The sequence below is a fragment of the Streptomyces nidicola genome (assembly GCF_050106155.1).
GTDB lineage: Bacteria > Actinomycetota > Actinomycetes > Streptomycetales > Streptomycetaceae > Streptomyces.
This window is the reverse complement of record NZ_JBNBPI010000001.1, coordinates 7,264,543-7,288,308: the sequence shown is the minus strand read 5'-3', so window position 1 is coordinate 7,288,308 and position 23,766 is coordinate 7,264,543. Positions and strand designations below refer to the sequence as shown.

Genomic DNA, 23,766 nt, shown 5'->3' with positions numbered 1-23,766 from the left:
ATCCCGGTATGGGAAAAAGTCATGAACGCATAGCCGGGCGACTGCGCACGTTCATCGAGGAGCAGCCGGTCTTCTTCACCGCGACCGCCCCGCTCTCCGACGACGGGACGGTCAACCTCTCCCCCAAGGGCCTCAAGGGCTCCTTCGCCGTGCTCGACGAACGGACCGTCGCGTACCTGGACTTCGCGGGTTCCAACGCGGAGACCATCGCCCACCTGCGCGAGAACGGCCGGATCACGCTGATGTGGTGCGCGTTCCAGGGCCCGCCGAACATCGTCCGGGTGCACGGCCGCGGCGAGCCCGTGTTCCGCGACGACCCGCGCTTCGCCGAACTGGTCGGCCGCTTTCCGGACATCGACCCGACCCGCAACGGCCTGCGCGCGGTCATCGTCGTGCACGCCGAACACATCCGCGACACCTGCGGCTACACCGTGCCCTTCATGACGTACGACGAGGACCGCGACCTGCACGGCAGGCGCTTCGCGCGCGAGGACGACGCGGGGCTCGACGCGTACTTCCAGAAGAAGGAGTACATCGCGAAGAGCCTGGACGGACTGCCCGGGCTGCCGTTGCCGCTGCCGCCCGCTACGTTCTGACCCATGCGCCCTATTCGAGCAGGTATCGCCACCGCCGTCGCCGCCTGCGCCGCCCTCGGGGCGGCCCCCTCCACGCCCGCCTCCGCCGCCGACCCGCTGCCCGCCCGCATGGCGGACACGGGCGGCGGCCGTCAGCTGATCACCGCGCAGGCGCCCCGTACGTCCTCGACCACCGGCACCGTCACCTGGTGGGACCGGGGCGCGAACGGCCGCTGGGTGAAGGCCGGTTCGGCGCCCGCGCGGTTCGGGGCGAAGGGGCTCGTGGCCGGGAGCAAGCGCAAGCAGGGCACCAACACGACACCGACCGGCCTCTACGACCTGCCCTTCGCGTTCGGCGTCAAGGCGGCGCCCGAGGGGACCCGGACGACGTACCGACGCGTGCACCGCGACTCCTGGTGGTGCCAGGACAACGCCTCCCGCTCGTACAACCGCTGGACCGAACCGCGCCCCCGCGACTGCCGCGCCGCCGAGTCCGAGCGCCTCGCCGACTACGCGACGCAGTACGCGCACGCGCTCGTGGTCGCCTTCAACTACTACCGCCCCGTGCACGGCCGCGGCGCCGGAATCTTCCTGCACGTCAACGGGCGCGGGGCCACGGCCGGTTGCGTATCCGTACCGAAGGACGCCATGCGCCGGATCCTGACCTGGGCGGACCCCGGGCGGTCCCCGCACATCGCGATCGGGACGGCGGGCGGGGCGACGGCGATCACCCGGTACTGATACGGCAATCGTCCGGTACTGATACGTATACGGACATGGGCACCTATGCCGGTACCAGCTCTCGTGTAGGGACCACATAACGAGACGGGGTTGCGTGGATTCACCGCCGAGGCGTTGCATCGCCCGGTGCGAAGCGAAACCGAACACACGAGCCCCGTCCCCCCCACGACGAGCGGGGCCACCGACCGTGCCGCCCGGCTGGCGGTCACCGTCTTCCCCGTGCTCGTCCTCGTCGCGGGCGCCTGGGGGCTCGCCTCCCCCGGCACGTTCGCCGGCTGGGGCACCAACGTGCCCTACCTGCTGGGCGTCGTGATGTTCTGCATGGGCCTCACGATGACCCTCACGGACTTCAAGGGCGTCGCGCAGCGCCCGTGGGCCGTGGGACTCGGCCTCGTCGCGCACTACGTGATCATGCCGGGGCTCGGCTGGGCGATCGCCCACGCGCTCGGCCTGTCCCCGCAGTTGGCGGCCGGTGTCATCCTCGTCGGCTGCGCGCCCAGCGGCACCGCGTCCAACGTCGTGACGTATCTGGCGCGCGGCGACGTCGCCCTTTCCGTGTCGGTGGCGACCGTCTCCACGGTGCTCGCGCCGCTGATCACGCCGCCGCTGACGCTGCTGCTCGCGGGCGCGTATCTGCCGGTGGACGCCGGCTCGATGATGACGGACATCCTGAAGACCGTGCTGCTCCCGGTGATCGCGGGCCTGGTCGTACGTCTCGTGCTCGGCCGGTACGTCGACCGGCTGCTCAAGGTGCTGCCATGGCTGTCCGCGCTGACCATCGCCGTGATCGTGGCCGTGGTGGTGGCGGGCAGCGCCGACGCCATCAAGTCGGCCGCCGCCCTCGTCGTGGTCGCGGTGGTGCTGCACAACGGCCTCGGCCTCGCGCTCGGCTACGGCGCCGGAAAGCTCGGCCGGCTCGGCAAGCCCGCGTCGCGCGCCATGGCCTTCGAGGTCGGCATGCAGAACTCGGGCCTCGCGGCCTCCCTGGCCACGGCCCACTTCAGCCCGCTGGCCGCACTGCCCGCCGCCGTGTTCTCGGTCTGGCACAACGTGTCGGGCGCGCTGGTCGCGGCATGGATGTCGTACCGGGCGAGGGCGGCCGAGAAGAAGTAGCCCCCCACGCACACCCCCGAGAAGCCGACCGCGTCGACACCGGCCACGTCACCAAAAAGGTGACTGGACAGGTGTAGACAGGTCGGCTTCTTCGTGTCTACCTTCTAGACATGCCTGGACAGGTTCACAAGCATCACCGCGTCGCCCACGTCCTCGCCGAGGAGATCCGTACGGGCGTCCACGCCGACGGCAGCAAGCTGCCCGGTGAGCACGCACTGCGGGAGCGCTTCGGGGTCAGCCGGACGACCGTGCGGCAGGCCCTCGGCGTCCTCGGCGAGCAGGGGCTCATCGAGACGCACGCCGGGATCGGGTCGATCGTCACGTTCGACGGCGCCCCGCTCGACCAGCATCTCGGCTGGACCAGGGCGCTGGCCGCACAGGGCACCGAGCTGACGACGCAGACCCTGCGTTTCGAGCGGATACAGGATGCGGCGCTCGCCGCCGAACTCGGCCTGGAGAGCCCGGAGTTCATCGCCCTCGACCGCGTACGCCGGCTGTCCGACGGGCACGGTGTCTCGCTGGAGTTCAGCCGGGTGCCCGCCGTCGGGCCGCTGGCCGATCTGGTCGAGCGCGGGCTCGACGGCGGCTCCCTGGACCAGACGCTCGCCGCGGCGGGCCGGGTCCGTGCCTCCAGTGACGCACACATCGCCGTCGCCGGACTCGACGACGCCGACGCCACGGCCCTGCGCCGCTCCCCCGGCGATTCCTTCCTCCGCGTCGCCCAGGTGTTCCGCGACGCGGACGGGGGCGTGGTCGAACAGATCACCAGCCTGCTCGATCCGTCCCGGTTCCAACTGCACGTACGTACCGGCCGAGGAGGCCAACCGTGAGTACCACCCCCGATCCCGCCCTCTTCGACCGCGCCGCCGGCGCCTTCTACGGACTCGCGCTCGGCGACGCGCTCGGCATGCCGACCCAGGTCATGTCCCGTGAGGACGTCGTCCGCGTCTACGGCACGCTGAGCGGCTTCGAGCCCGCGCGGCCCGACAACCCGGTCAGCGCCGGGATGCCCGCCGGGTCCGTCACGGACGACACCGACCAGGCCGTCATCGTGGCGCGGCTGATCGTGGAGGGCGGCGGGCACGTGGACCCGCTGCGGTTCGCCGAGGAACTCCTGTCCTGGGAGCGGGAGATGAAGGCCAAGGGGTCGTTCGACCTGCTGGGCCCCTCGACCAAGGCGGCGCTCGACGCCGTGGACCGGGGCGCCGACCCCAAGGAGGCCGGAAAGCACGGCACGACGAACGGCTCGGCCATGCGCGTCGCGCCGGTCGGCATCGCCTACTCCTACGCACCTGACGACGCCGAGACCTTCCTGGACCGGGTCGTCGAGTCCTGCCAGGTCACGCACGACACGAACATCGGTATCGCGGGCGCGGCCGCGGTCGCCGCGGCCGTCTCCACCGGTGTCGCGGGCGGCACCCTCGACGATGTCTTCGACGCCGCGATCGCCGCCTCGGCGGCCGGTGCGAGGCGCGGGCACTGGGTCGCGGGCGCCAGCATCTCGGCGCGGATCGCCTCGGTGCGCGAGCTGGTCGCGGGCCTCGACGAGACCGCGGCGCTCGACCGTGTCGTCGCGCTCGTCGGCACCAGCGTCGCCAGCCAGGAGTCGGTCCCCGCGGCGTTCGCGGTGCTCGCGCTGACCGGCGGCGACCCGTGGCGCTCCACGCTCCTCGCGGCGAACCTCGGCGGCGACAGCGACACGATCGCCGCGATCGCCGGCGCGATCGCCGGTTCCCTGCACGGCCTCACCGCCCTGCCCGCCGACGCGGTACGCACCCTGCGCGAGGTCAACGGGCTCGAGCTTGAGCCGCTGACCCGGCAGTTGCTCACCTACCGGACCAACCACTGACGGACCTCACCCGCCTGTACCGAGACCCGTCCGCACCGAGCAAGAGCAAGGAGTTCCGCCATGGCCGATTCAACGAAGAACGACCGCGTCGGCACCGTGGAGACCCGGGGAATCGAACCGGTCCCCGACAGTGAGCGGCACGGCCACGCGAGCCAGATGTTCTGGACGTGGTTCGCCGCCAACATCTCGATCCTCGGGCTGCCGCTCGGCGCGACGCTCGTCGCCTTCCGCGGCCTGAACATCTGGCAGGCCGTGATCGTCGCGATCGTCGGCTCGGTGGGCTCCTTCGCGCTCGTCGGCGCCCTCAGCCTCGCCGGGAAGAAGGGCGGCGCGCCCGCCCTGACCCTGTCGCGCGCGGTGTTCGGCCAGCGCGGCAACCACGGGCCCACGCTGATCAGCTGGCTCAGCCGGGTCGGCTGGGAGACGATCACCACGACCACGGCGGCGTACGCGCTGCTCGCTCTGCTCAACACGCTCTTCGGCTTCGGCCAGGGCACCGTACTCACCCTGATCTGTCTGCTGGTCTTCATCGCCTGCACCCTGCTGATCAGCGGGCTCGGGCACGCCACGATCATGTGGATCAACAAGTGGGCGACGGTGGCCTTCGGGATCCTGAACCTGGTCGTGATGGGCTTCCTCGTCGCGACCGTCGACTGGTCGAAGGTCCTCGACGCCCCGGCAGGACCGCTCAGCGGTGTCATCGCGGGCATCGGCTTCATCGCCGCGGGCACCGGCATCGGCTGGGCCAACGCCGGTGCGGACTATGCCCGTTACCTGCCGCGGTCCATTCCGGGCGGGCGGCTCGTGCAGGCCTCCGCGTTCGGCGCGGGCATCCCGCTGGTGCTGCTGATCTCGCTGGGCTCGCTGCTCACGGCGGGCGATCCGACGCTCGCGACCTCGTCCGACCCGGTCGCGGCGATCAACGCGATGCTGCCGTCGTGGATGGCCGTGCCGTATCTGATCGCGGCGTTCGGCGGACTACTGATGTCCAATCACCTGTCCACGTACTCGGCCGGGTTGACGATGATCACGCTCGGTCTGCGGGTGCCGCGGGCCTGGGCGGTCTGCATAGATGTCGCCCTGATGTTCCTCGGCGGCGTCTACTTCATGCTGATCGCGGGCGACTTCTACGGCCCGTTCAGTACGTTCCTGACACTGCTCGCCGTGCCGATCTCGGCGTGGATCGGGGTCATCGTCGTCGACATGGCCCGCGGCCGGCAGTACGACACCGAGGCCGTGATGGACACGAGCCGCACCAGCCGCTACTGGTACACCGGCGGTTTCCATCTGCCCGCCGTCGTCGCGTGGGTGGCGGCGATCGTGGCCGGGCTGCTGTTCACCACGGCGTCGACCAGCGCGGACGACGTGTGGTTCAAGGGCCCGCTGGCCGGGTCCTGGCTCGGCGCCAACGGGCTCGGCTGGCTCGTCGCGATCGTCGTGGGCGGTGTGCTGTACGCGCTGCTCGGGCGCCGCACGAAGGTGACCCTCGACTCCCCCGACACCGATTCCGCCGCTTTCAAGGAGGCCACTCGATGACCGCCGACTCCCGTGTCGTTCTCGCCGGGAACGTCATCGCCGACCTCGTCATCGACGTACCCGCCCTTCCGGAGCGGGGTGGCGATGTCATCGGTACACGTACGGAGTTGTACGCGGGCGGCGGCTTCAACGCGCTCACTGCGGCGCGGCGGCTGGGTGCCGAAGCGGTGTACGCGGGGGTTCACGGCACCGGCCCCTACGGGGAGTTGGTGCGGGCCTCGCTCGCGTCCGAGGGCATCGGGACGGTGCTCGCGGCGCGGACGGACGGCGACACCGGGTTCTGTGTGGCCCTTGTCGACGGGGGCGGTGAGCGGACGTTCGTGACCAGTTTCGGCGTCGACGCGCGGATGACGCCGGACGAGGCGGCGGCGGTCGCCGGAGCCGTGCGCGGCGGTGACCTGGTGCAGGTGTCCGGGTACGGGCTCGTCATGGAGGTCAACGGGCCGTTGCTCGCGCAGGTGGTGGCGGGGCTCCCCGACGACGTGCGGGTCTGTTTCGATCCGGCGCCGCTGGTGGCGGACATTCCGGCCGAGGTCCTCGAGCCGGTTCTTGCCCGAACGGACTGGTTGAGCTGCAATGCGCGTGAGGCCGGGATCCTGGCCGGGGGTGCCGACCCGCGGGAGGCGGCGGAGGCCCTGCGGGGGCGGTTGCGGGATGGGGCGGGGGTGTTGGTGCGGGCCGACAAGGACGGGTGCTGGTTGGCTGCGCCGGGCTCGGGCGATGTGGTGCATGTACCTGGGTTCCCCGTTGATGCCGTGGACAGCAATGGGGCGGGGGATGCGCATGTGGGGGCGTTCTTGGCGTTGCTGGGGCGGGGCGTTGGTGCGGTGGATGCGGCGCGGGGGGCCAATGCGGCGGCGGCGTTGGCGGTGACGCGGAGGGGGCCGGCCACGGGGCCCACCGTGGAGGAGCTGGTGGCGTTTCTTGGGGAGGGGCCGGCGCGGGAGTTGGGGCTGGGCTGAGGGGTCTCTTTTCCCCAACCCGCCCCTTCCCGAAAACCGGGGCTCTGCCCCGGACCCCGCTCCTCAAACGCCGGAGGGGCTGGAAATAGCCAGCGCTGGGCGCTAGTGGTCGTTCTGGGCCACGCGGAGCATGTGGTCGGCCAGGGATTGGCCGCCGGCCGGGTCGCGGCTGATCAGCATCACCGTGTCGTCGCCCGCGATCGTGCCGAGGATGACGTGGAGTTCGGCCTGGTCGATGGCGGAGGCGAGGAACTGGGCCGCGCCCGGGGGCGTGCGCAGGACCACGAGGTTCGCCGAGGCCTCCGCCGAGATGAGCAGTTCGCCGGCCAGGCGGCGCATCCGCTCCTCCTTGGCCGATTCGCCGAGCGGGGCCTGCGGGGTGCGGAAGCCGCCCTCGCTGGGCACGGCGTAGATCAGCTCACCGCCGGTGTTGCGGATCTTGACCGCGCCCAGCTCGTCCAGGTCGCGGGAGAGCGTCGCCTGCGTGACCGTCAGCCCGTCGTCGGACAACAGCTTCGCCAACTGGCTCTGGGAGCGCACGGGTTGGCGGTTGAGGATGTCCACTATCCGGCGGTGCCGCGCGGCGCGGGTCTGCGGTACGGCCGCCGCCGCGTGCGCCAGGTTCGTGGCCGCAGATACGTCTCTCTCCGCTTTGCTGCTCATCGTCGTCCCATTCTCCTCAGGATCGCCCTTCCGCGTCGGCCGATGCCGTGTCCAGTGCGGCGGGCAGCGCCGCGAGGAACGCGTCCGCCTCGGCGTCGCTCAGGTTCAGCGGCGGCATGAGCCGGACGACGTCGGGTGCGGGCGCGTTCACCAGGAGGCCCGCGTCCTGGGCCGCCTGCTGCACCTGCGGTGCGCGGGGCCCGGTGAGCACGATACCCAGCAGCAGGCCTTCACCCCTGACATGGCCGACCAGCGGGTGGCCGAGGGCCTCGACGCCGGACTTGATGCGCTCACCGACCGCCTTGGTGTTCTGCAGGAGGCCCTCGCCCGCGATCGTGTCGAGGACCGCGAGGCCGGCCGCGCAGGCGACCGGGTTACCGCCGAACGTCGTGCCGTGCTGTCCGGGCTTGAGGAGCTTCGCCGTCTCGCCGAAGGCCACCGTCGCGCCGAGCGGGAGGCCGCCGCCGAGTCCCTTGGCGAGCGTGACGACGTCGGGCTCGATGCCCTCCTCCGCCTGGTACGCGAACCAGTGCCCGGTCCTGCCGACGCCGGTCTGCACCTCGTCGAGCACGAGCAGGGTGCCGGTGGCGCGGGTGATCTCGCGGGCCGCCTTGAGGTAGCCGGCGGGGGGTACGACCACGCCGTTCTCCCCCTGGATCGGTTCGATGATGACGAAGGCCGTCTCGTCCGTGACGGCCGCCTTGAGCGCTTCCACGTCTCCGTACGGGACGTGTGTGACGTCGCCGGGGAGCGGGGTGAAGCCGTCCTGCTTGCCGGCCTGGCCGGTCAGCGAGAGGGAGCCCATGGTGCGGCCGTGGAAGCCGCCGGTCGTGGCGACCATGTGCGTCCGGCCCGTGAGCCGGCCGATCTTGAACGCGCCCTCGTTGGCCTCGGCGCCCGAGTTGCAGAAGAAGACCGCGCCGTCCCGGCCGAAGAGCTGGAGGAGGCGCTCGGCGAGCGCGACGGGCGGCTCGGCGACGAAGAGGTTCGAGACGTGGCCGAGGGAGGCGATCTGCGTGGAGACCGCTTCGACGATCGCCGGGTGGGCGTGGCCGAGCGCGTTGACCGCGATGCCGCCGACGAAGTCCAGGTACTCCTTGCCGTCGGCGTCCCACAGCTTGGCGCCCGCGCCCTTGACCAGCGGCAGCCTCGGCGTGCCGTAGTTGTTCATCAGGGCGCCCTGCCAGCGCTCCGTCAACTCCTGGTTATCGGTCACGAGTTGTCCTCCCCCTCTTTGTCGACCTCTTTGTCGGCGATGACCATCGTGCCGATGCCTTCGTCGGTGAAGATCTCCAGCAGGATCGAGTGCTGGACCCGCCCGTCGATGACGCGGGCGGTGTGCACGCCGTTGCGCACGGCGTGCAGGCAGCCCTCCATCTTCGGGACCATGCCGCTCGCCAGCTCCGGGAGCAGCTTCTCGAGCTCGGTGGCGGTGAGCCGGCTGATGACCTCGTCGGAGTTCGGCCAGTCCTCGTAGAGGCCCTCGACGTCGGTCAGCACCATCAGCGTCTCGGCGTCCAGCGCAGCAGCGAGTGCCGCAGCCGCCGTATCAGCATTGACGTTGTAGACATGCGAATCGTCCTGGGAACGGGCGATCGAGGAGACGACCGGGATCCGGCCGTCGGCGAGCAGGGCCTCGATGGCGCCGGTGTCGATCTCGGTGATCTCGCCGACCCGGCCGATGTCGACCAGCTCGCCCTCGATGCGGGGCTGGTGCTTGGTGGCGGTGATGGTGTGCGCGTCCTCGCCGGTGATGCCGACGGCGAGCGGCCCGTGCTGGTTGAGCAGGCCGACCAGCTCGCGCTGCACCTGTCCGGCGAGCACCATCCGTACGACGTCCATGGCGTCCTCGGTGGTGACCCTGAGGCCCGCCTTGAACTCGCTGACGATGCCGTGCCGGTCCAGTGCCCTGCTGATCTGCGGGCCGCCGCCGTGCACCACGACGGGCTTGAGCCCCGCGTGGTGCAGGAAGACGACGTCCTGCGCGAAGGCGGCCTTCAGATCCTCGTCGACCATGGCGTTGCCGCCGAATTTGATGACGACCGTCTTGCCGTTGTGCCGGGTCAGCCAGGGCAGCGCCTCGATGAGCGTCTGGGCCTTGGGGAGCGCGGTGTGTTTCCGCGCGGTGGCCTGCTTGGTGTCGTTCGTCTCGCTCATGAGGAGTACGCGCTGTTCTCGTGGACGTAGTCGGCTGTCAGGTCGTTGGTCCAGATCGTCGCGGTTTCCGTGCCCGCGGCGAGGTCGGCGGTGACGACGACCTCGCGGTAGCGCATGTCGACCTTGTCGCGGTCCTCGCCGACGCCGCCGTTCTTGCAGACCCACACGCCGTTGATCGCGACGTTCAGCTCGTCCGGCTCGAAGGTGGCCTTCGTGGTGCCGATCGCGGAGAGGACGCGGCCCCAGTTGGGGTCCTCTCCGTGGATGGCGCACTTGAGGAGGTTGTTCCGGGCGATGGAGCGGCCCACCTCGACGGCCTCGTCCTCGCTCGCGGCGTTGATCACCTCGACCTTGATGTCCTTGCTGGCGCCCTCGGCGTCGCCGATGAGCTGCCGGCCCAGGTCGTCGCAGACGAGGCGGACGGCCTCGGCGAACTCCTCGTACTCCGGGGTGACTTCGGCGGCGCCGGAGGCGAGCAGCAGCACCGTGTCGTTCGTCGACATGCAGCCGTCTGAGTCGACCCGGTCGAAGGTGACGCGGGTGGCGTCGCGCAGCGCCTTGTCCAGGACCTCGCTGTCGAGCGCGGCGTCCGTGGTGAGGACGACCAGCATCGTGGCGAGGCCGGGGGCCAGCATGCCGGCGCCCTTCGCCATGCCGCCGACGGTCCAGCCCTCGCCCTGGTGCACCGCCGTCTTGTGCACGGAGTCGGTGGTCTTGATGGCGATGGCGGCCTTCTCGCCGCCGTGCTCGGAGAGCTGGGCCGCGGCCTTGCCCACGCCGGGCAGCACCTTGTCCATGGGCAGCAGCTCGCCGATGAGGCCCGTCGACGCGACGGCGACCTCCCCGGCGTTCACCTCCAAGACCTCGGCGACCTTCTCGGCCGTCGCGTGCGTGTCCTGGAAGCCCTTGGGGCCTGTGCAGGCGTTGGCGCCACCGGAGTTGAGGACGACGGCGGAGACGAGGCCGCCCTTGAGGACCTGCTCGGACCAGAGGACCGGGGCGGCCTTGACGCGGTTGGAGGTGAAGACGCCCGCGGCCGCCAGGCGGGGGCCGCGGTTGACCACGAGGGCCAGGTCCGGGTTCCCGCTGTCCTTGATTCCGGCGGCGATGCCCGCGGCCTGGAATCCCTTGGCTGCCGTCACACTCACGGCGCGACTCCGATCGTCGAGAGCCCGGTGGTCTCGTCGAGACCGAGGGCGATGTTCATGGACTGGACGGCACCGCCGGCGGTGCCCTTGGCCAGGTTGTCGATCGCGCTGATGACGATGACGCGGCCTGCCGCTTCGTCGTACGCGACCTGGATCTGCGCCGCGTTCGACCCGTAGACGGCCGCCGTCTGCGGCCACTGGCCCTCGGGCAGCAGGTGCACGAACGGCTCCTCGCCGTACGCCTTCTCGTACGCGGTCCGTACGGAGTCGGCGGTGACGCCGGGCTTCGCCTTGGCGCTGCACGTGGCGAGGATGCCGCGGGGCATCGGCGCGAGCGTCGGCGTGAAGGAGACGGAGACCCGCTCCCCCGCCGCGGCGCTGAAGTTCTGGATCATCTCGGGGGTGTGCCGGTGGCCGCCGCCCACCCCGTACGGCGACATGTTCCCCATGACCTCGCTGCCGAGCAGGTGCGGCTTGGCCGCCTTGCCCGCGCCCGAGGTGCCGGACGAGGCGACGATCACGGCCTCGCTCTCCACGAGCCCCGCCGCGTACGCGGGAACGAGGGCGAGGGAGACGGCCGTCGGGTAGCAACCGGGAACCGCGATGCGCTTGGACCCCTCCAGCGCTGCGCGGCCACCCGGCAGTTCGGGCAGGCCGTACGGCCACGTGCCGGCGTGCGGCGAGCCGTAGAACGTCTCCCAGTCGGCGGCGTCCTTCAGCCGGAAGTCGGCGCCCATGTCGACGACGAGGACGTCCGGGCCGAGCTGCTCGGCGACGGCGGCGGACTGCCCGTGCGGCAGCGCCAGGAAGACGACCTCGTGCCCGGCGAGCACCTCCGTCGTGGTCTCCTGGAGGACTCGGTCGGCGAGCGGGAAGAGGTGGGGCTGGAGCGCGCCCAGGCGCTGCCCCGCGTTCGAGTTGCCCGTCAGGGCGCCGATCTCCACCTCGGGGTGGCCGAGCAGCAGGCGCAGCACTTCGCCGCCCGCATATCCACTCGCTCCCGCCACTGCTGCGCGTACCGCCATGGAACCCTCCTCTTGGATGGCATGACTATACGTCGCTGTGCACGTTTATGCAACGAGTGGGGTGACCGGTGCCGGGCGGCCGTGGGAGGCGGTGCCCGCGGCTCAGCCGCGCTCCAGGCGTACGACGACGGGCGCACCGAAGGGGTCGCCGCTCTGCATGACCTCCACCTTTCCCGCGCCGATCCATTCGTCGGTGCCCGGGATCCGGTGGATCTCCTTCAGCCACAGCATCTGGTTCGAGGTCTTGCGGGCGCCGGTCGACAGGGGCAGCCGCTCGCGTTTGATCTTCACGCAGCGGTTGTCGCCGGTCAGGTACCAGTTGCCGTCGAGGAAGAGGCCGCCCTTTTCCTCGCCGACCGGGATCCGCAGCTCGCACCGGCCGGGGGCCGGGTCCTGGTCGGCCCACTTGGCGCCGTCCCAGCGCAGCCGGATGTGCTGCTCCTCCGGCTCGGGCTCGCCCTCGCCGTGGTTGAAGGAGTTGGCGCCGTACGCGCGCACTTCCCCGCCTTCGAGTGCGACGACCCGGCCCAGGCCCGCGCTGGGTTCGGGCGGGGTCGGCTCCTCGAAGCGGGCCTGCGGCGTGTCCACCGGTTTCCAGGACGTGCCGTCCCAGTGTGTGGAGGCGGGCTGGGCGTACGGCTCGCCGTGCACGGTCTCGGTGCCGGGCCCGGTGGAGCGGCTGCCGACCGCCCAGACGTCGTCGGGGCCCGCGACGGCCAGGTCGCCCACCGCGTACGGGAGCCGGGTCGTGGTCCAGCGCGTGCCGTCCCAGTGGGCGGCGGTCCGCTCGCCGGTGAGCGTCCAGATGTCGTCGGGGGACGTGGCGTCGAGGTCGCCCGCCGCTCCGGGCGGCGGGTTCGGCACCGGGGACCAGCGGGCGCCGTCCCACTGGGCCCACTTGACCGCCGCCGCGTCCGCCTGCGGAACGCCTTCCTGGCGCGGCATCGACCGCATCCACAGGCCCTTGTCGCCGATCTCTTCGAGCATCGGCGGGTAGCCCTCACCTGCGCCGAGCGCGTCGGGCAGGGGCTCGCGGCGCCACCGCTCGCCGTCGTAGTGCAGGAGCAGGGGCGCGTAGCTGCCGTCGTTCTCTGCGCCGGCGGCCCAGATGTCGTCCTCGGCGAGGACCGCGACGTCGGTCAGTTCGCCGTTGAAGTCCGCGATGTGCTCGAACTTCCAGGACAGTTCAGCCTTTTGGGCCTTCGACGGGGCCGGCGCCTTCGCCTGCCCGCCGGGCGCCCCGCACCCCGCGACGGCGAGCAAGGAAGCCACGAATGCGGCACACACCGCCGCCCCTCGGCGCCGGACCCGCGCTGCACCCATGACCGCTCCCCCTTTGTCGCCCGCCGGCCCGCCCGGCGCGCGGGCAGCGTACCCGGAGGTGCGGCGCTTGCCTTGGAGTGCGCTCCAGGTCATACCGTCGAGCACGTACGGCACCGGCGCCATCACACGCGCACGGCACCCGCACCATCACAGGAGGCAGCACCCCATGTCGAACCTTCCCACTCGCCGCCTGGGCGCGCTCACCGTCTCCGCGCAGGGCCTCGGCTGCATGGGCATGAGCCACGGCTTCGGCCCGTCCGACGACGAGCAGTCGATCGGCACGATCCACCGCGCCCTCGACCTCGGTGTCACCCTGCTCGACACCTCGGACTTCTACGGGTCCGGGCACAACGAGGAGCTGATCGGCCGCGCCCTCGCCGCGCCGGGACGCCGCGAACAGGCCGTCATCGCCACGAAGTTCGGCTTCGCCAACAAGCTCGGCGAGCCCACCGAGATCCGCGGCGACGCCGCCTACGTACGCCAGGCCTGCGAGGCCTCGCTGCGCCGGCTCGGCGTCGACCACATCGACCTGTACTACCTGCACCGCGTCGACCAGGACGTGCCCATCGAGGAGACCGTGGGCGCCATGGCGGAGCTGGTGAAGGAGGGCAAGGTGCGCCACCTGGGCCTCTCGGAGGCGGGTGCGGACACGCTGCGCAAGGCGTACGCGACGCATCCGATCGCTGCGCTGCAGAGCGAGTTCTCGCTGTGGACGCGCGACCTGGAGGCGGAGATCCTGCCGGTGTGCCGGGAGCTGGGCATCGGGCTCGTGCCGTTCTCGCCGCTGGGGCGGGGCTTCCTCACCGGTGCCTACAAGTCGACGGAGCAGTTCAAGGAGGGCGATCTGCGCCGCTCCCAGCCGCGCTTCACGGACGGGAACCTGGAGCGCAACCTCGCGATCGTCGCGCGCCTTGAGGAGCTGGCGGCCCAGAAGGGCGTCACGGCGGGGCAGTTGGCGCTCGCCTGGGTGCAGCACCAGGGCGACGACGTGGTGCCGATCCCCGGCACGCGCCGCCAGAAGTACCTGGAGGAGAACGTGGCGGCGGCGACGCTGGAGCTGTCGGCGGACGAGCTGGCCGCGATCGACGCGGCGGCTCCGGCGGGCGAGGTGGCCGGTGACCGCTATGACGCGGGCAGCATGAAGTTCGTGAACGGCTGAGCGGGTGGCTCACGTCCTGTGGCTGGGCGGCGCGCCCGGCGCCGGCAAGTCGACGGTCGCCGAGCGCCTCGCGCGGCGGCACGGCCTGCGTAGATACCACGCCGATACGCGCACGTGGGCCCACCGCGACCGGGCGCTCGCCGCGCACGACGAGGCTGCCGCCCGCTTCGAGACCCTGCCGCCCGACGAACGCTGGGCGAGACCCGTGGACGAACTCCTCGCGATGTCACTGCACCGCGAGCGCGGCCCGATGGTCGTCGACGACGTACGGGCGTTGCCCCCTGCCCCACTGGCGGTGGCCGAGGGCACGACGGTCACGCCCGGTGTCGCCCGGGCCCTCCCCGGCCGGGCCGCACTGTGGCTGCTGCCGACCCCCGAGCTGCTCGAAAAGCGGCTCGCGGAGCGCGAGTTGGGCCCCGGTCCGCTGGCCCTGTACCGCCGCCTGGCCCAGGAGATCGCGGAGGAGGTACGGGAGTCCGGCGCGCCCTTCCTGAGCGTCGACGGCACCACGGACACCACGGAGGAGGTCGCCCGCCTCTGGGCCGCCCCGCTCGCCGAGGGCCCGCACGCGGCGACGCCCGACGAGCGGCGCGCGCTGCTCCGCGAGGCCAACGAGGCCGTGGTCGCCCAGATCGCGGGGTACTTCCGCCGTCCGTGGGCGCGCGGTGAGCCGGGCGAGAAGGCGTTCTCCTGCGAGTGCGGGGACACCGGCTGTACCGCGAGGGTGACGCGCGCGGCGACGGGGCTTCCGGCTGCTCCCCTCCTTGCCGCCGGGCACCGCGCGCGCCAACTCCCCTCGGGGGCAGGCGGGTTCAGCCCTTCTTGATCCTCAGGAACGTCACCGAGTTCCCCGGAAACGTGTACGTGAACCTGTCGGCGACGCCGTCGAAGGTGGACGTCACCGGTTTCACGGGACGGTCGGTCGCCGTGTTCTCGGCGTCGGGCGCCGCGCTCAGCGTCGTCACCGCCGCCGAGTCCGCGACGTCGGCGCCGCCGAGGTCGACCTTCGTACGGGCCGCGGAGTCCTGCGCGTTGACGACCTTGACGATCAGGTCGCCGGTCTTCTTGTCCTCGGTGACGACCTGACGGAACGGCTCGGCCGGCTTGTCGTCCTTGAAGGAGCCCCACTCCTGGCCGTCGAGGTACAGCGTCACCTGGCGGCCGCGCACCTTGATGTCGACGTCGTAGGCGCGGCCGGTCTCGATCGATCCCGCCTTGGACATGAGCGTCGACTTGCCGCCGTTCACGGCCTGTTCGACGGCGGACTGCGTGTTGTTCCAGCCGCCCAGGTTCCACCAGTAGTAGTTCCCGGTGTCCTTGACGCCGAAGGCGACGAGGAAGCCCTCCTTGCCGGACTTCTTGGTGGCCTTCACATGCAGGTCGTAGTTCTGCCAGCTCGGGTCGCCCGCCGTGACCAGGGTGTTCTCTGCGGCCTCGTCGGACTGCACGTACTGACCGTCCTGGACGCTCCAACTCCCGCTGCCTGTACCGGTCCACTGCGCCGCGTCACCGCTGAAGTCGTCGCTCAGCAGCGTCTTCCCGTCGGCGCCCGTGACCTTGACGTCGTCGTACGCGGCGCTGGTCGCCCAGGTGGAGAGCCCCACGGCGCCGGTGATCGGCTCCTGGGTCGACGGGGTGGCGGTGGCCTTCGAGGGGACGACGCGGTCGCCGACGTTGCGCATGAAGAGCTTCTGCACCTCGTAGTCGGCCGAACCCCATGACTTCTGGTCGTCGAACCAGATCATGTCGGGCTTCCACTGCACGGTGTCCGTGCGCGCGAACAGCGGGGCGTAAGAAGCGAGTTCGACCACGTCCGCGTTGCGTTCGAGGCCCGTCATGTAGGAGGCCTCGGACATGGCGTTGGACCACTGGTTGCCGAGCGAGGCGTACTCGCCGAGGAAGACCTTGGGGCCCTGCCGGTCGTAGGAGTCGTAGCGGTCGTTGTTCTGGAGGAACCACTGCGGGCTGTTGTAGTAGTGCTCGTCGACCATGTCGACCTTGGTGTCCTTGTTCAGCTTCCAGGCCTCGTCGAAGACCGAACCGCTGTCGTCCGGACCCGAGTTGGAGATGATCGTGACGTCCGGGTACTTGGCCTCGATGGCGGCGCGGAACTGCTTGAAGCGCGCGAAGAACTCCTTCGGCAGGTTCTCCTCGTTGCCGACTTCGAGGTGCGTGAGGTGGAACGGCTTCGGGTGGCCCATCTCGGCGCGGAGCTTGCCCCACTTGCTGCTCGTCGGGCCGTTGGCGAACTCGATGAGGTCGAGCGTGTCCTGGATGTGCCGCTTCAGGAGCGCGTCGTCGTCGGTGGCCTTGTTCTGGCCGCAGCCGGTGACGAGGGCCGGGACGACGGGCAGCGGCATCGCGCCGATGTCCTCGGCGAACTGGAAGTACTCGTAGTAACCGAGGCCGTAACTCTGGTTGTAGCCCCAGAAGTTGGAGTTGGTGGCGCGCTGCTCGACCGGGCCGACCGTGTCCTTCCACTGGTACGAACGCTTGCGCTCGTAGCCGGAGGCCTCGTCGTACCCCTTCATGGAGCCGGTGTTGACGAGGCAGCCACCGGGGAAGCGCACGAAGCCGGGCTTGAGGTCGGCGACCTTCTGGGCGAGGTCCTTGCGCAGGCCGTTCTGGCGTCCCTTGTAGGTGTCGCGCGGGAACAGCGACACCATGTCGAGCGCGGCGTCCTTGGTGGTGGCGACGGAGAGGCGGCCCGTGGTGGTGTCCTGGCGCGGCGTGAACGTCGCCTTGTACTGGGCCCAGCCGCCGCGCGTCCGTAGCTTGCGCGGCGTGGCGAGGGCGCCGTCGGCGTCGCCGAGGGTCACGGTGAGCTCGGAGTCGCCGCGTGCCCAGACCGAGAAGTCGTACGTGGCGCCCTTCTTGAGGGTGTAGCCGGTGCCGTATCCGGAGTTGGTGGCGCTCGAACCGGCTGACAGGGAGAGGTAGTTGCGGTTGCGGGCGTTCAGCCGCCCGTCGTCGTCGGCGACCTTCGCCGTGCCGCTCGCCTTCCAGGCGGTGAGCGGGGTGTACGCGGCGTTGTCGGCGGTGGAGTACTCGAAGGATCTGTTCTGTACGAGCTCGGCGTAGAGCCCGCCGTCGGCGGCCCGGTTGATGTCCTCGAAGAAGACGCCGTACATCGTGTCGTCGATGGCCGCGCCCGAACGGCTCGGGTCGACGGTGACGGAGTAGTCGGTGGGGTCGGCCTTCGTATCGGCGCCGGCGGCTCTCACATCGGCCCCGGCGGCCGATGACGGCAGTACGGCCGTGCCCACCAGCAGGGAGCCCACCGCCGCCCCGAGCCCCAGTCTCCAGCCTCTGCGTCGTCCACGCGTCATGCGCACTCCCTCGGATTGTTCGGGATTTCGTACGGCGTCCTAAACTGCGAACGGCAACATAGGAAGCAGCGGTACGCGCGTCAACGGTTCGCGCAGAGGTGAGCGGGAGTGGTGTGCGTGACGAGTGAACTCTGGCCGGTTTCCGACGTGCTGGCGTTCCTGGCGGGGCGCTGGCGGGTCGAGCGGACGGTGCGGGATCTCGCGGCGGACGCGACGGGGACGTTCAGCGGGACAACCGGCTTCACGGCCGAAGGGGACGGCCTGCTGCACTTCGAGTCCGGGACGTTCGAGTGGCACGGGGTCGCCCGGCCCGCCGAGCGCACGCTCCGCTACCTGCCGGGCGAGGAGGCCGGTACCGCAGTCGTGCACTTCTCCGACGGACGGTTCTTCCACGACCTGGACCTGCGGACCGGCCACCACGTCGCCGACCACCCGTGCTCGGCCGATCTCTACCGTGGCGAGTTCACCGTGTACGACGCGGATCGGTGGCGGACCGTGTGGCGCGTAAAGGGGCCCGCCAAGGATCTGCTGCTCACGACGGACTACCGCCGCGAGGGCCCGCTTTAGACGAAGTACAACGCCATCCACTGGTCCGGGTGCTCCAAGGGCTTGAAGCCCACCTCCTCGTACACGCCGTGCGCGTCCTGCGTCGCCAGGAGGACGCGGCGGATGCCCAGTGGCTTCAGGTGGTCGCGGACCGCCGTCACCATCGCCTTGCCGATGCCCTTGCCGCGTACCGAGCGGTCGACGTACACGTCGCAGAGCCAGGCGAACGTGGCCTCGTCCGTGACCACGCGCGCGTAGGCGACCTGTTCGCCCGAAGCGGCGTCGTACACACCGAAGTTGAGGGAGCCGACGAGCGCCTTGTCCTGCTGGGCGCGCGGGCGGCCGAGTGCCCAGTACGCGTCCTCGGAGAGCCACGCGTGGACGCGGTCGGTGTCGATGCGGGCGGGGTCCGTGGATATCTCGTAGCCGTCGGGCAGTGGGCTGTTCATGCGGGGATCCTCACAGGTCGGACGCGGGTGCGTCGAGCGGATTCGGGGGCAGGAGCTCCGCGCAGGCCGTCTTCAGGCGGCGTACGCCCTCGGTGATCTCGGCGCTCGTCGCGACGCCCACGAAGCTCAGCCGGATGTGCGGCGCCGGGGGTTCGGCCGAGAAGTACGGGCGGCCGGGGGCCACCGCGACGCCCGCGCGCAGGGCGCCCGCGACCAGCGCCGTCTCGTCGCTGCCCTCCGGCAGCCGCAGCCACAGGTGGTAGCCGCCGGCCGGGATGTGCGTGAGGTCGAGCGCGGGGAGCTCCGTGGTGATCGCGGCCGCCAGGATGTCGCGGCGCCCCCTCAACTCCCCGGCCAGGGTGCGCAGATGGCGCGGCCAGGCCGGGGAGCCGACGAGTTCGAGCGTGGCCTCCTGGAGGGGCCGCGGGACGAAGAGGTGGTCGACGACCTGGATCGCGCGCAGCCGTTCGAGGACGGGCCCGCGTGCGGCGAGGCAGCCGATGCGCAGGCTCGGCGACGTCGCCTTGGTGAGCGAGCAGACGTGCACGACGACGCCGTCGGGGTCGTCGGACGCGAGCGGCCGGGGCAGCGGTCCCGCGTCCTCGTGGACGAGGCGGCGCACGAAGTCGTCCTCGACGATGAACGCCCCGGCCTCCCGCGCGATCCGCAGCACCTCGGGGCGCCGGTCGGCGGAGAGCACCGCCCCCGTCGGGTTCTGGAACAGCGGCTGGCACACGAAGAGTCTGGCGCCGGTCACCCGGAAGGCCTGCGCGAGAAGTTCGGGGCGCACCCCGTCCCGGTCCACAGGGACCGGCACCGGCCGCAGGCCCGCCGCCCGCGCGATCGCCAACATGCCGGGATACGTGGGCGATTCGACGAGGACGGGGGCGCCGGGCGGCGCGAGTGCGCGCAGCGCGGTGGTGAGCGCCGACTGCCCGCCGAACGTGATCAGTACGTCCGAGGCGGAGACCGCCCCGCCGATGCCGCGCGCGAACCACTCACGCAGTTCGGGCAGGCCGTCGACGGGCGGCTTGGCCCAGGCCCCGGGGCGCCGTCCGGCGCGCGCGAGGGCGGCGGACATGGCGGCGCCCGGTTGCAGGACCGGGTGCAGATAGCCGGTGTTGAGCTCGATGACGCCGGGTGGCGGCGGCGAGAGCGTCACGAGGACGCCCGCCGCGTCGACCGCGCGCGGCACGACCTCCGTCGCCGCGTCGGCGCTCAGCGCGACCTCCTGCCAGGAGGTGTCGCCGACGGGCCCGGCCGAGGCCCGCGCCTCGGCCCGGTAGGCGCCGGCGCCGGGGCGGGTGACGACGAGGCCCTCGGCGGCGAGCCGGGCGAGCGCGCGGGAGACCGTCACCGGGCTCACCTTGAAGCGGTCGACGAGGACGCGGCTCGACGGCAGCTTTTCACCCGGCGAGTAGCGGTTCAGCTCGGATCGGAGCTGTTTCGCCAGTTCACCCACGCTGCTACTCTGTTGCATGAGTGCACAGAATAGCGCTATCGAGCCGGACCGGGTAGCAGTTGCCGAACGATCGGCCGCCGCGACGAGCGCCGCCACCGCAGCAGCCCCGCCCGCGCCCCCGGCCCGGCCGGGCAGGCTCGCCGGAACGCTGCTCGCCGCCATCGGCGTCACGTCCTTCTCGCTCACCTTCCCCGCCACGGCCTGGGGCCTCGAGGGCTTCGGCCCCTACTCGCTGATCAGCGTGCGCTGCGCCCTGGCCGCACTCGTCGCGGGCGCCTGCCTGCTGGCCCTGCGCGTCCGCGTCCCCGAGCGGCGGCACTGGGCGGGCCTCGCCGTCGTCGCCGCCGGAGTGGTGGTCGGCTTCCCGCTGCTCACCACGCTCGCGCTGGAGACGGCGACGACCGCGCACTCCGCGGTGGTCGTCGGCCTGCTGCCGCTGACCACGGCCGTCTTCTCGTCGATACGCACCGGGACCCGGCCCTCGCGCACGTTCTGGATCGCCGCGTGCGTGGGCGCGGCCGCGGTCATCGCCTTCACGGTGCAGCAGAGCGGCGGCGCCCTCACCCGGGCCGACCTGTTCCTGTTCGGGGCGCTGCTGATCTGCGCGGCGGGCTACACCGAGGGCGGCCGGCTCGCGTCCGTACTGCCGGGCTGGCAGGTCATCGCGTGGGCGCTCGTCCTGTGCCTGCCCCTCGCCGTGGCGGGCGCGGCGATCTCCCTCCCGTACGAGCCGGTGCACCTGACCGGGCACGCCGTGGCGGGGCTGCTGTGGGTGGCGGTCGGCTCGCAGTTCCTCGGCCTGGTCGTCTGGTACAGGGGCATGGCGCTGATCGGTATCCCGAAGGCGAGCCAACTCCAGCTCGCGCAGCCGCTGTTGACCCTCGCCTGGTCGGTCGCCCTGCTCGGCGAGACGCTGCCGGTCGCGGCGCCCCTCACCGCGGTGGCGGTCCTGCTGTGCATCGCGGCCACCCAACGCGCGCGTGGCTGAGGGCGGGTCCAAGTTCCGTGCGCCGCCGTACACTTGCCGCAACGCAACGGCACGTTACGGCACGTTGAGGAGGTCACTCCTGATGCGCGCAACCGTAGGGGACCAGCTCCTGGTGCACGGCCGGATCGTCGGGCAGCACGACCGGGTGGCACAGATCATCGAAGTGCTCGGCGCGGACGGCGATCCACCGTTCCGCGTGCGGTTCGAGGACGGCCACGAGGCGATCATGTCGCCGGGCCCGGACGCGGTCGTCCGGCACCCGGCCACAAAGAAGGCCTGACTCGGGCGTAGCGCCTGTCGGTCAGCTGTAGTGGTCCGCCACCACGCGGGCCATCGCGCCGTTCCTGTCCTGCCCGACCTCCTTGGCCGAGAAGTAGACGTGCCCGCGCACCTCCGGGAAGCGATCCGCGTACGTGAGGTGGCGGGACAGCTCGGCGGGGTCCTGCCAGGCGGCGGGCTGCGCCGGATCGCCCGCCTTGTAGAGCGCCTCGCCTATGTAGAGGCGCACGCCCGTGCCCCGTACGACCCGGGCCCACCACGGCACGAGCTTCGCGTAGTCGGCGGCCGCGAAGCCGATGTTCCAGTACACCTGCGGCACCACGTAGTCGATCCACCGCTCGCGCACCCACTTACGGGTGTCCGCGTGCAGGTCGTCGTAGGTCTGCACACCGGCCGTGGTGTCCGAACCCTTCGGATCGGTGGCCTTGTTGCGCCACACCCCGAAGGGGCTGATGCCGAACCGGGTCCGCGGCCGGGTCTTCCTGATGCGCGCCGCCATCTCCCGGATCAGCCGGTCGATGTTGTCGCGGCGCCAGGCCGCCCGGTCCGGGAAGCCGCCGCCGTACGTGGCGTAGGCCGCATCGTCGTCGAAGGTCTGTCCCGCGACGGGATACGGGTAGAAGTAGTCGTCGAAGTGCACGGCGTCGACGGGGTACTTCTCGACCGCGTCCAGCATCGCGTCCACGACGAAACGGCGGACCTCCGGCAGACCGGGGTTGTAGTAGAGCTTGCCGCCGTAGGGGACCACCCACTCGGGATGCAGGCGGGCCGGGTGCGTGGGGATCAGCCGACTCGGGTCCGTGTGGTTGGCGATCCGGTACGGGTTGCACCAGGCGTGCAGCTCCAGGCCCCGCGCGTGCGCCTCCGCCACCGCCGTGCCCAGCGGGTCCCAGCCGGGGTCCTGCCCCTGCGTTCCGGTGAGGACGGCGGACCACGGTTCGTGATCGGACGGCCACAGGGCGTCGGCGGTCGGCCGGATCTGGAAGATCACGGCGTTGAGCCGGCGGCGAACGGCCGTGTCCAGGTGCGCGATCAGTTCGGCGCGCTGCTCGGCGGCGCTCAGACCCGCCCGCGAGGGCCAGTCCCGGTTGGCCACCGTGGCCAGCCACATGCCCCGCAGCTCCCGCCGCAGCGGCCGCGCGGGCGCCGAGGCGGCCGCGTCCGCCGCCGTCGCCGCGGTCAGCGCGAGGACCGCCCCGAGCGTGAAACCGCGCCGCGAAATACGTGAGATACGTCCCATAGGTTCCCCCCAACCTCGTGTGACACGGTGTTGACGGCATGAACAGCCGTTAACCCGGGCTCCACCCCACTCATGTCTACGGGGTAACGTGCGGATCCGGAAGCCCCCGGAGAGACACGCTGCACCTGGCGTCGATGATCCCCGGAAGAAGAGCGAAAGGCACGAGGTGACGGACCCCTTGAGTGACATCCAACGCGTCGGCGTGGTGGGTTGCGGCCAGATGGGCGCCGGAATCGCGGAGGTCTGCGCCCGTGCGGGACTCGACGTGAAGGTGGCCGAGACCACCGGCGAGGCCCTGGAGTACGGGCGCACGCGACTGCTGAGCTCCCTCTCGAAGGCGGCCTCGCGCGGCAAGATCACCGAGGAGGAGCTGGCCGAGACGCAGGAGCGCCTCACGTTCACCACGGACCTGGGCGAGTTCTCCGACCGTGACCTCGTCATCGAGGCGGTCGTCGAGAACGAGCAGGTGAAGACGGAGATCTTCCAGGTCCTCGACCAGGTCGTGACCCGGTCCGACGCGATCCTGGCGTCGAACACCTCCTCCATCCCGCTGGTGAAGCTGGCGGTGGCGACGTCCCGCCCGGACCACGTGGTCGGCATCCACTTCTTCAACCCGGCGCCGGTGCAGAAGCTCGTCGAGCTGATCCCGGCGCTCACCACGTCCGAGGGCACGATCAGCCGCGCCCAGGTCATGGTGGAGAAGGTCCTCGGCAAGCACGCGATCCGTGCCCAGGACCGCTCGGGCTTCGTGGTGAACGCGCTGCTCGTGCCGTATCTGCTCTCCTCCATCCGGATGTTCGAGTCGGGCATCGCGAGCCGCGAGGACATCGACAACGGGATGGAGCTCGGCTGCGCCCACCCGATGGGCCCGCTCAAGCTCTCCGACCTGATCGGCCTCGACACCATCGTCTCCATCGCGGACTCGATGTACGACGAGTACAAGGAGCCGCTGTACGCCGCTCCCCCGCTGCTGCAGCGGATGGTCGACGCGGGCCGGCTCGGCCGCAAGAGCGGTTCGGGCTTCTACACCTACGCCTGACCACGCAGCGTAATCCGCGAGTGGGCCCTGTGTTCGTCGGAACACAGGGCCCACTGCGTTCGCACGGGGAGTGCGCGACTGACCCGCATATGCCGCTCGCACACGCTCCCGCCGCGCCCACCAGGCGAGTTGACTTCCGGTCTGTACATCAGTGAAGACACGACTGATGCCGCGATCGAGGAA

General features: G+C 71.2%; 23 protein-coding genes. 13 read left to right on the top strand and 10 right to left on the bottom strand.

All coding sequences use genetic code 11. From position 1 onward, the window contains the following. Window positions 1-8 precede the first annotated feature (8 nt). The 7 genes from ACOKM3_RS32935 (at window position 9) to ACOKM3_RS32905 (ending at window position 6,776) form a co-directional block, all read left to right on the top strand. The gene (locus tag ACOKM3_RS32935) at window positions 9-596 is read left to right on the top strand and encodes a pyridoxamine 5'-phosphate oxidase family protein (protein WP_426904895.1); all 588 of its coding nucleotides are present in this window, start codon (window positions 9-11) and stop codon (window positions 594-596) included. Between the two features lie 3 nt (window positions 597-599). Further along, window positions 600-1,316 (top strand): L,D-transpeptidase family protein, encoded by a 717-nt coding sequence (locus ACOKM3_RS32930; RefSeq protein ID WP_426904894.1) that lies wholly within the window; start codon window positions 600-602, stop codon window positions 1,314-1,316. 126 nt (window positions 1,317-1,442) lie between these two features. Then, window positions 1,443-2,429: a bile acid:sodium symporter family protein gene (locus ACOKM3_RS32925; protein WP_426904893.1), complete on the top strand. Its 987-nt coding sequence runs from the start codon at window positions 1,443-1,445 to the stop codon at window positions 2,427-2,429. 110 nt (window positions 2,430-2,539) lie between these two features. Continuing rightward, window positions 2,540-3,259, top strand: coding sequence for a GntR family transcriptional regulator (locus tag ACOKM3_RS32920; RefSeq protein WP_426904892.1), 720 nt, complete (start codon window positions 2,540-2,542; stop codon window positions 3,257-3,259). Continuing rightward, on the top strand, window positions 3,256-4,278 hold the full coding sequence (locus ACOKM3_RS32915) for an ADP-ribosylglycohydrolase family protein (protein WP_426904891.1): 1,023 nt from the start codon (window positions 3,256-3,258) through the stop codon (window positions 4,276-4,278). The genes ACOKM3_RS32920 and ACOKM3_RS32915 overlap by 4 nt, the downstream gene beginning before the upstream one ends. A gap of 60 nt (window positions 4,279-4,338) precedes the next feature. After that, on the top strand, window positions 4,339-5,814 hold the full coding sequence (locus tag ACOKM3_RS32910; protein WP_426904890.1) for a purine-cytosine permease family protein: 1,476 nt from the start codon (window positions 4,339-4,341) through the stop codon (window positions 5,812-5,814). After that, the gene (locus tag ACOKM3_RS32905) at window positions 5,811-6,776 is read left to right on the top strand and encodes a PfkB family carbohydrate kinase (RefSeq protein WP_426904889.1); all 966 of its coding nucleotides are present in this window, start codon (window positions 5,811-5,813) and stop codon (window positions 6,774-6,776) included. The genes ACOKM3_RS32910 and ACOKM3_RS32905 overlap by 4 nt, the downstream gene beginning before the upstream one ends. Before the next feature lie 102 nt (window positions 6,777-6,878). Here the strand turns inward: ACOKM3_RS32905 and ACOKM3_RS32900 are convergent, their stop codons facing one another. The 6 genes from ACOKM3_RS32900 to ACOKM3_RS32875 all read right to left on the bottom strand — a co-directional run bounded on the left by ACOKM3_RS32900 (window position 6,879) and on the right by ACOKM3_RS32875 (window position 13,041). Then, window positions 6,879-7,439, bottom strand: a complete 561-nt coding sequence (locus ACOKM3_RS32900) for an arginine repressor (RefSeq protein WP_327664242.1) — start codon at window positions 7,437-7,439, stop codon at window positions 6,879-6,881. 16 nt (window positions 7,440-7,455) lie between these two features. After that, the gene (locus tag ACOKM3_RS32895; protein ID WP_426904888.1) at window positions 7,456-8,655 is read right to left on the bottom strand and encodes an acetylornithine transaminase; all 1,200 of its coding nucleotides are present in this window, start codon (window positions 8,653-8,655) and stop codon (window positions 7,456-7,458) included. After that, window positions 8,652-9,596 carry an acetylglutamate kinase gene (argB, locus tag ACOKM3_RS32890; protein WP_426904887.1) on the bottom strand — a complete coding sequence of 315 codons (945 nt, stop codon included), beginning with the start codon at window positions 9,594-9,596 and terminating at the stop codon, window positions 8,652-8,654. Before argB ends, ACOKM3_RS32895 begins: the two co-directional genes overlap by 4 nt. Further along, window positions 9,593-10,744, bottom strand: coding sequence for a bifunctional glutamate N-acetyltransferase/amino-acid acetyltransferase ArgJ (argJ, locus tag ACOKM3_RS32885; protein ID WP_426904886.1), 1,152 nt, complete (start codon window positions 10,742-10,744; stop codon window positions 9,593-9,595). The genes argB and argJ overlap by 4 nt, the downstream gene beginning before the upstream one ends. Further along, complete coding sequence (gene argC / locus ACOKM3_RS32880; protein WP_426904885.1) at window positions 10,741-11,769, bottom strand: N-acetyl-gamma-glutamyl-phosphate reductase; 1,029 nt, start codon at window positions 11,767-11,769, stop codon at window positions 10,741-10,743. The genes argJ and argC overlap by 4 nt, the downstream gene beginning before the upstream one ends. 102 nt (window positions 11,770-11,871) lie before the next feature. After that, window positions 11,872-13,041, bottom strand: coding sequence for a hypothetical protein (locus ACOKM3_RS32875; RefSeq protein ID WP_426904884.1), 1,170 nt, complete (start codon window positions 13,039-13,041; stop codon window positions 11,872-11,874). Window positions 13,042-13,258: 217 nt separating this feature from the next. Here ACOKM3_RS32875 and ACOKM3_RS32870 point away from each other — a divergent pair, with 217 nt between their 5' ends. Next, window positions 13,259-14,251: an aldo/keto reductase gene (locus ACOKM3_RS32870; protein WP_426904883.1), complete on the top strand. Its 993-nt coding sequence runs from the start codon at window positions 13,259-13,261 to the stop codon at window positions 14,249-14,251. A gap of 4 nt (window positions 14,252-14,255) precedes the next feature. Next, entirely contained in the window at window positions 14,256-15,077 is an 822-nt protein-coding gene (locus ACOKM3_RS32865) for an AAA family ATPase (protein ID WP_426904882.1), read from the top strand. On the opposite strand, the gene ACOKM3_RS32860 is transcribed toward ACOKM3_RS32865, so the two are convergent. After that, entirely contained in the window at window positions 15,064-17,580 is a 2,517-nt protein-coding gene (locus ACOKM3_RS32860; protein ID WP_426904881.1) for an alpha-L-arabinofuranosidase C-terminal domain-containing protein, read from the bottom strand. The two genes, ACOKM3_RS32865 and ACOKM3_RS32860, sit on opposite strands and share 14 nt — an antisense overlap. A gap of 117 nt (window positions 17,581-17,697) precedes the next feature. Here ACOKM3_RS32860 and ACOKM3_RS32855 point away from each other — a divergent pair, with 117 nt between their 5' ends. Next, the gene (locus ACOKM3_RS32855) at window positions 17,698-18,147 is read left to right on the top strand and encodes a DUF6314 family protein (RefSeq protein ID WP_426904880.1); all 450 of its coding nucleotides are present in this window, start codon (window positions 17,698-17,700) and stop codon (window positions 18,145-18,147) included. Here ACOKM3_RS32855 and ACOKM3_RS32850 read toward each other — a convergent pair. Together ACOKM3_RS32850 and ACOKM3_RS32845 are read right to left on the bottom strand one after the other, a co-directional pair. Then, complete coding sequence (locus ACOKM3_RS32850) at window positions 18,144-18,575, bottom strand: GNAT family N-acetyltransferase (protein ID WP_426904879.1); 432 nt, start codon at window positions 18,573-18,575, stop codon at window positions 18,144-18,146. The two genes, ACOKM3_RS32855 and ACOKM3_RS32850, sit on opposite strands and share 4 nt — an antisense overlap. 10 nt (window positions 18,576-18,585) lie before the next feature. Then, window positions 18,586-20,055: an aminotransferase-like domain-containing protein gene (locus ACOKM3_RS32845; protein ID WP_426904878.1), complete on the bottom strand. Its 1,470-nt coding sequence runs from the start codon at window positions 20,053-20,055 to the stop codon at window positions 18,586-18,588. Here ACOKM3_RS32845 and ACOKM3_RS32840 point away from each other — a divergent pair. Next, complete coding sequence (locus ACOKM3_RS32840; RefSeq protein WP_426904877.1) at window positions 20,054-21,025, top strand: DMT family transporter; 972 nt, start codon at window positions 20,054-20,056, stop codon at window positions 21,023-21,025. The two genes, ACOKM3_RS32845 and ACOKM3_RS32840, sit on opposite strands and share 2 nt — an antisense overlap. A gap of 82 nt (window positions 21,026-21,107) precedes the next feature. Further along, window positions 21,108-21,305 carry a DUF1918 domain-containing protein gene (locus ACOKM3_RS32835; protein ID WP_426904876.1) on the top strand — a complete coding sequence of 66 codons (198 nt, stop codon included), beginning with the start codon at window positions 21,108-21,110 and terminating at the stop codon, window positions 21,303-21,305. Between the two features lie 21 nt (window positions 21,306-21,326). On the opposite strand, the gene ACOKM3_RS32830 is transcribed toward ACOKM3_RS32835, so the two are convergent. Beyond that, window positions 21,327-22,535 (bottom strand): glycoside hydrolase family 10 protein, encoded by a 1,209-nt coding sequence (locus tag ACOKM3_RS32830; RefSeq protein ID WP_426906959.1) that lies wholly within the window; start codon window positions 22,533-22,535, stop codon window positions 21,327-21,329. A gap of 187 nt (window positions 22,536-22,722) precedes the next feature. Between ACOKM3_RS32830 and ACOKM3_RS32825 the strand changes: the two genes are divergently transcribed. Beyond that, window positions 22,723-23,583 carry a 3-hydroxybutyryl-CoA dehydrogenase gene (locus ACOKM3_RS32825; protein WP_426904875.1) on the top strand — a complete coding sequence of 287 codons (861 nt, stop codon included), beginning with the start codon at window positions 22,723-22,725 and terminating at the stop codon, window positions 23,581-23,583. Window positions 23,584-23,766: the final 183 nt, after the last annotated feature.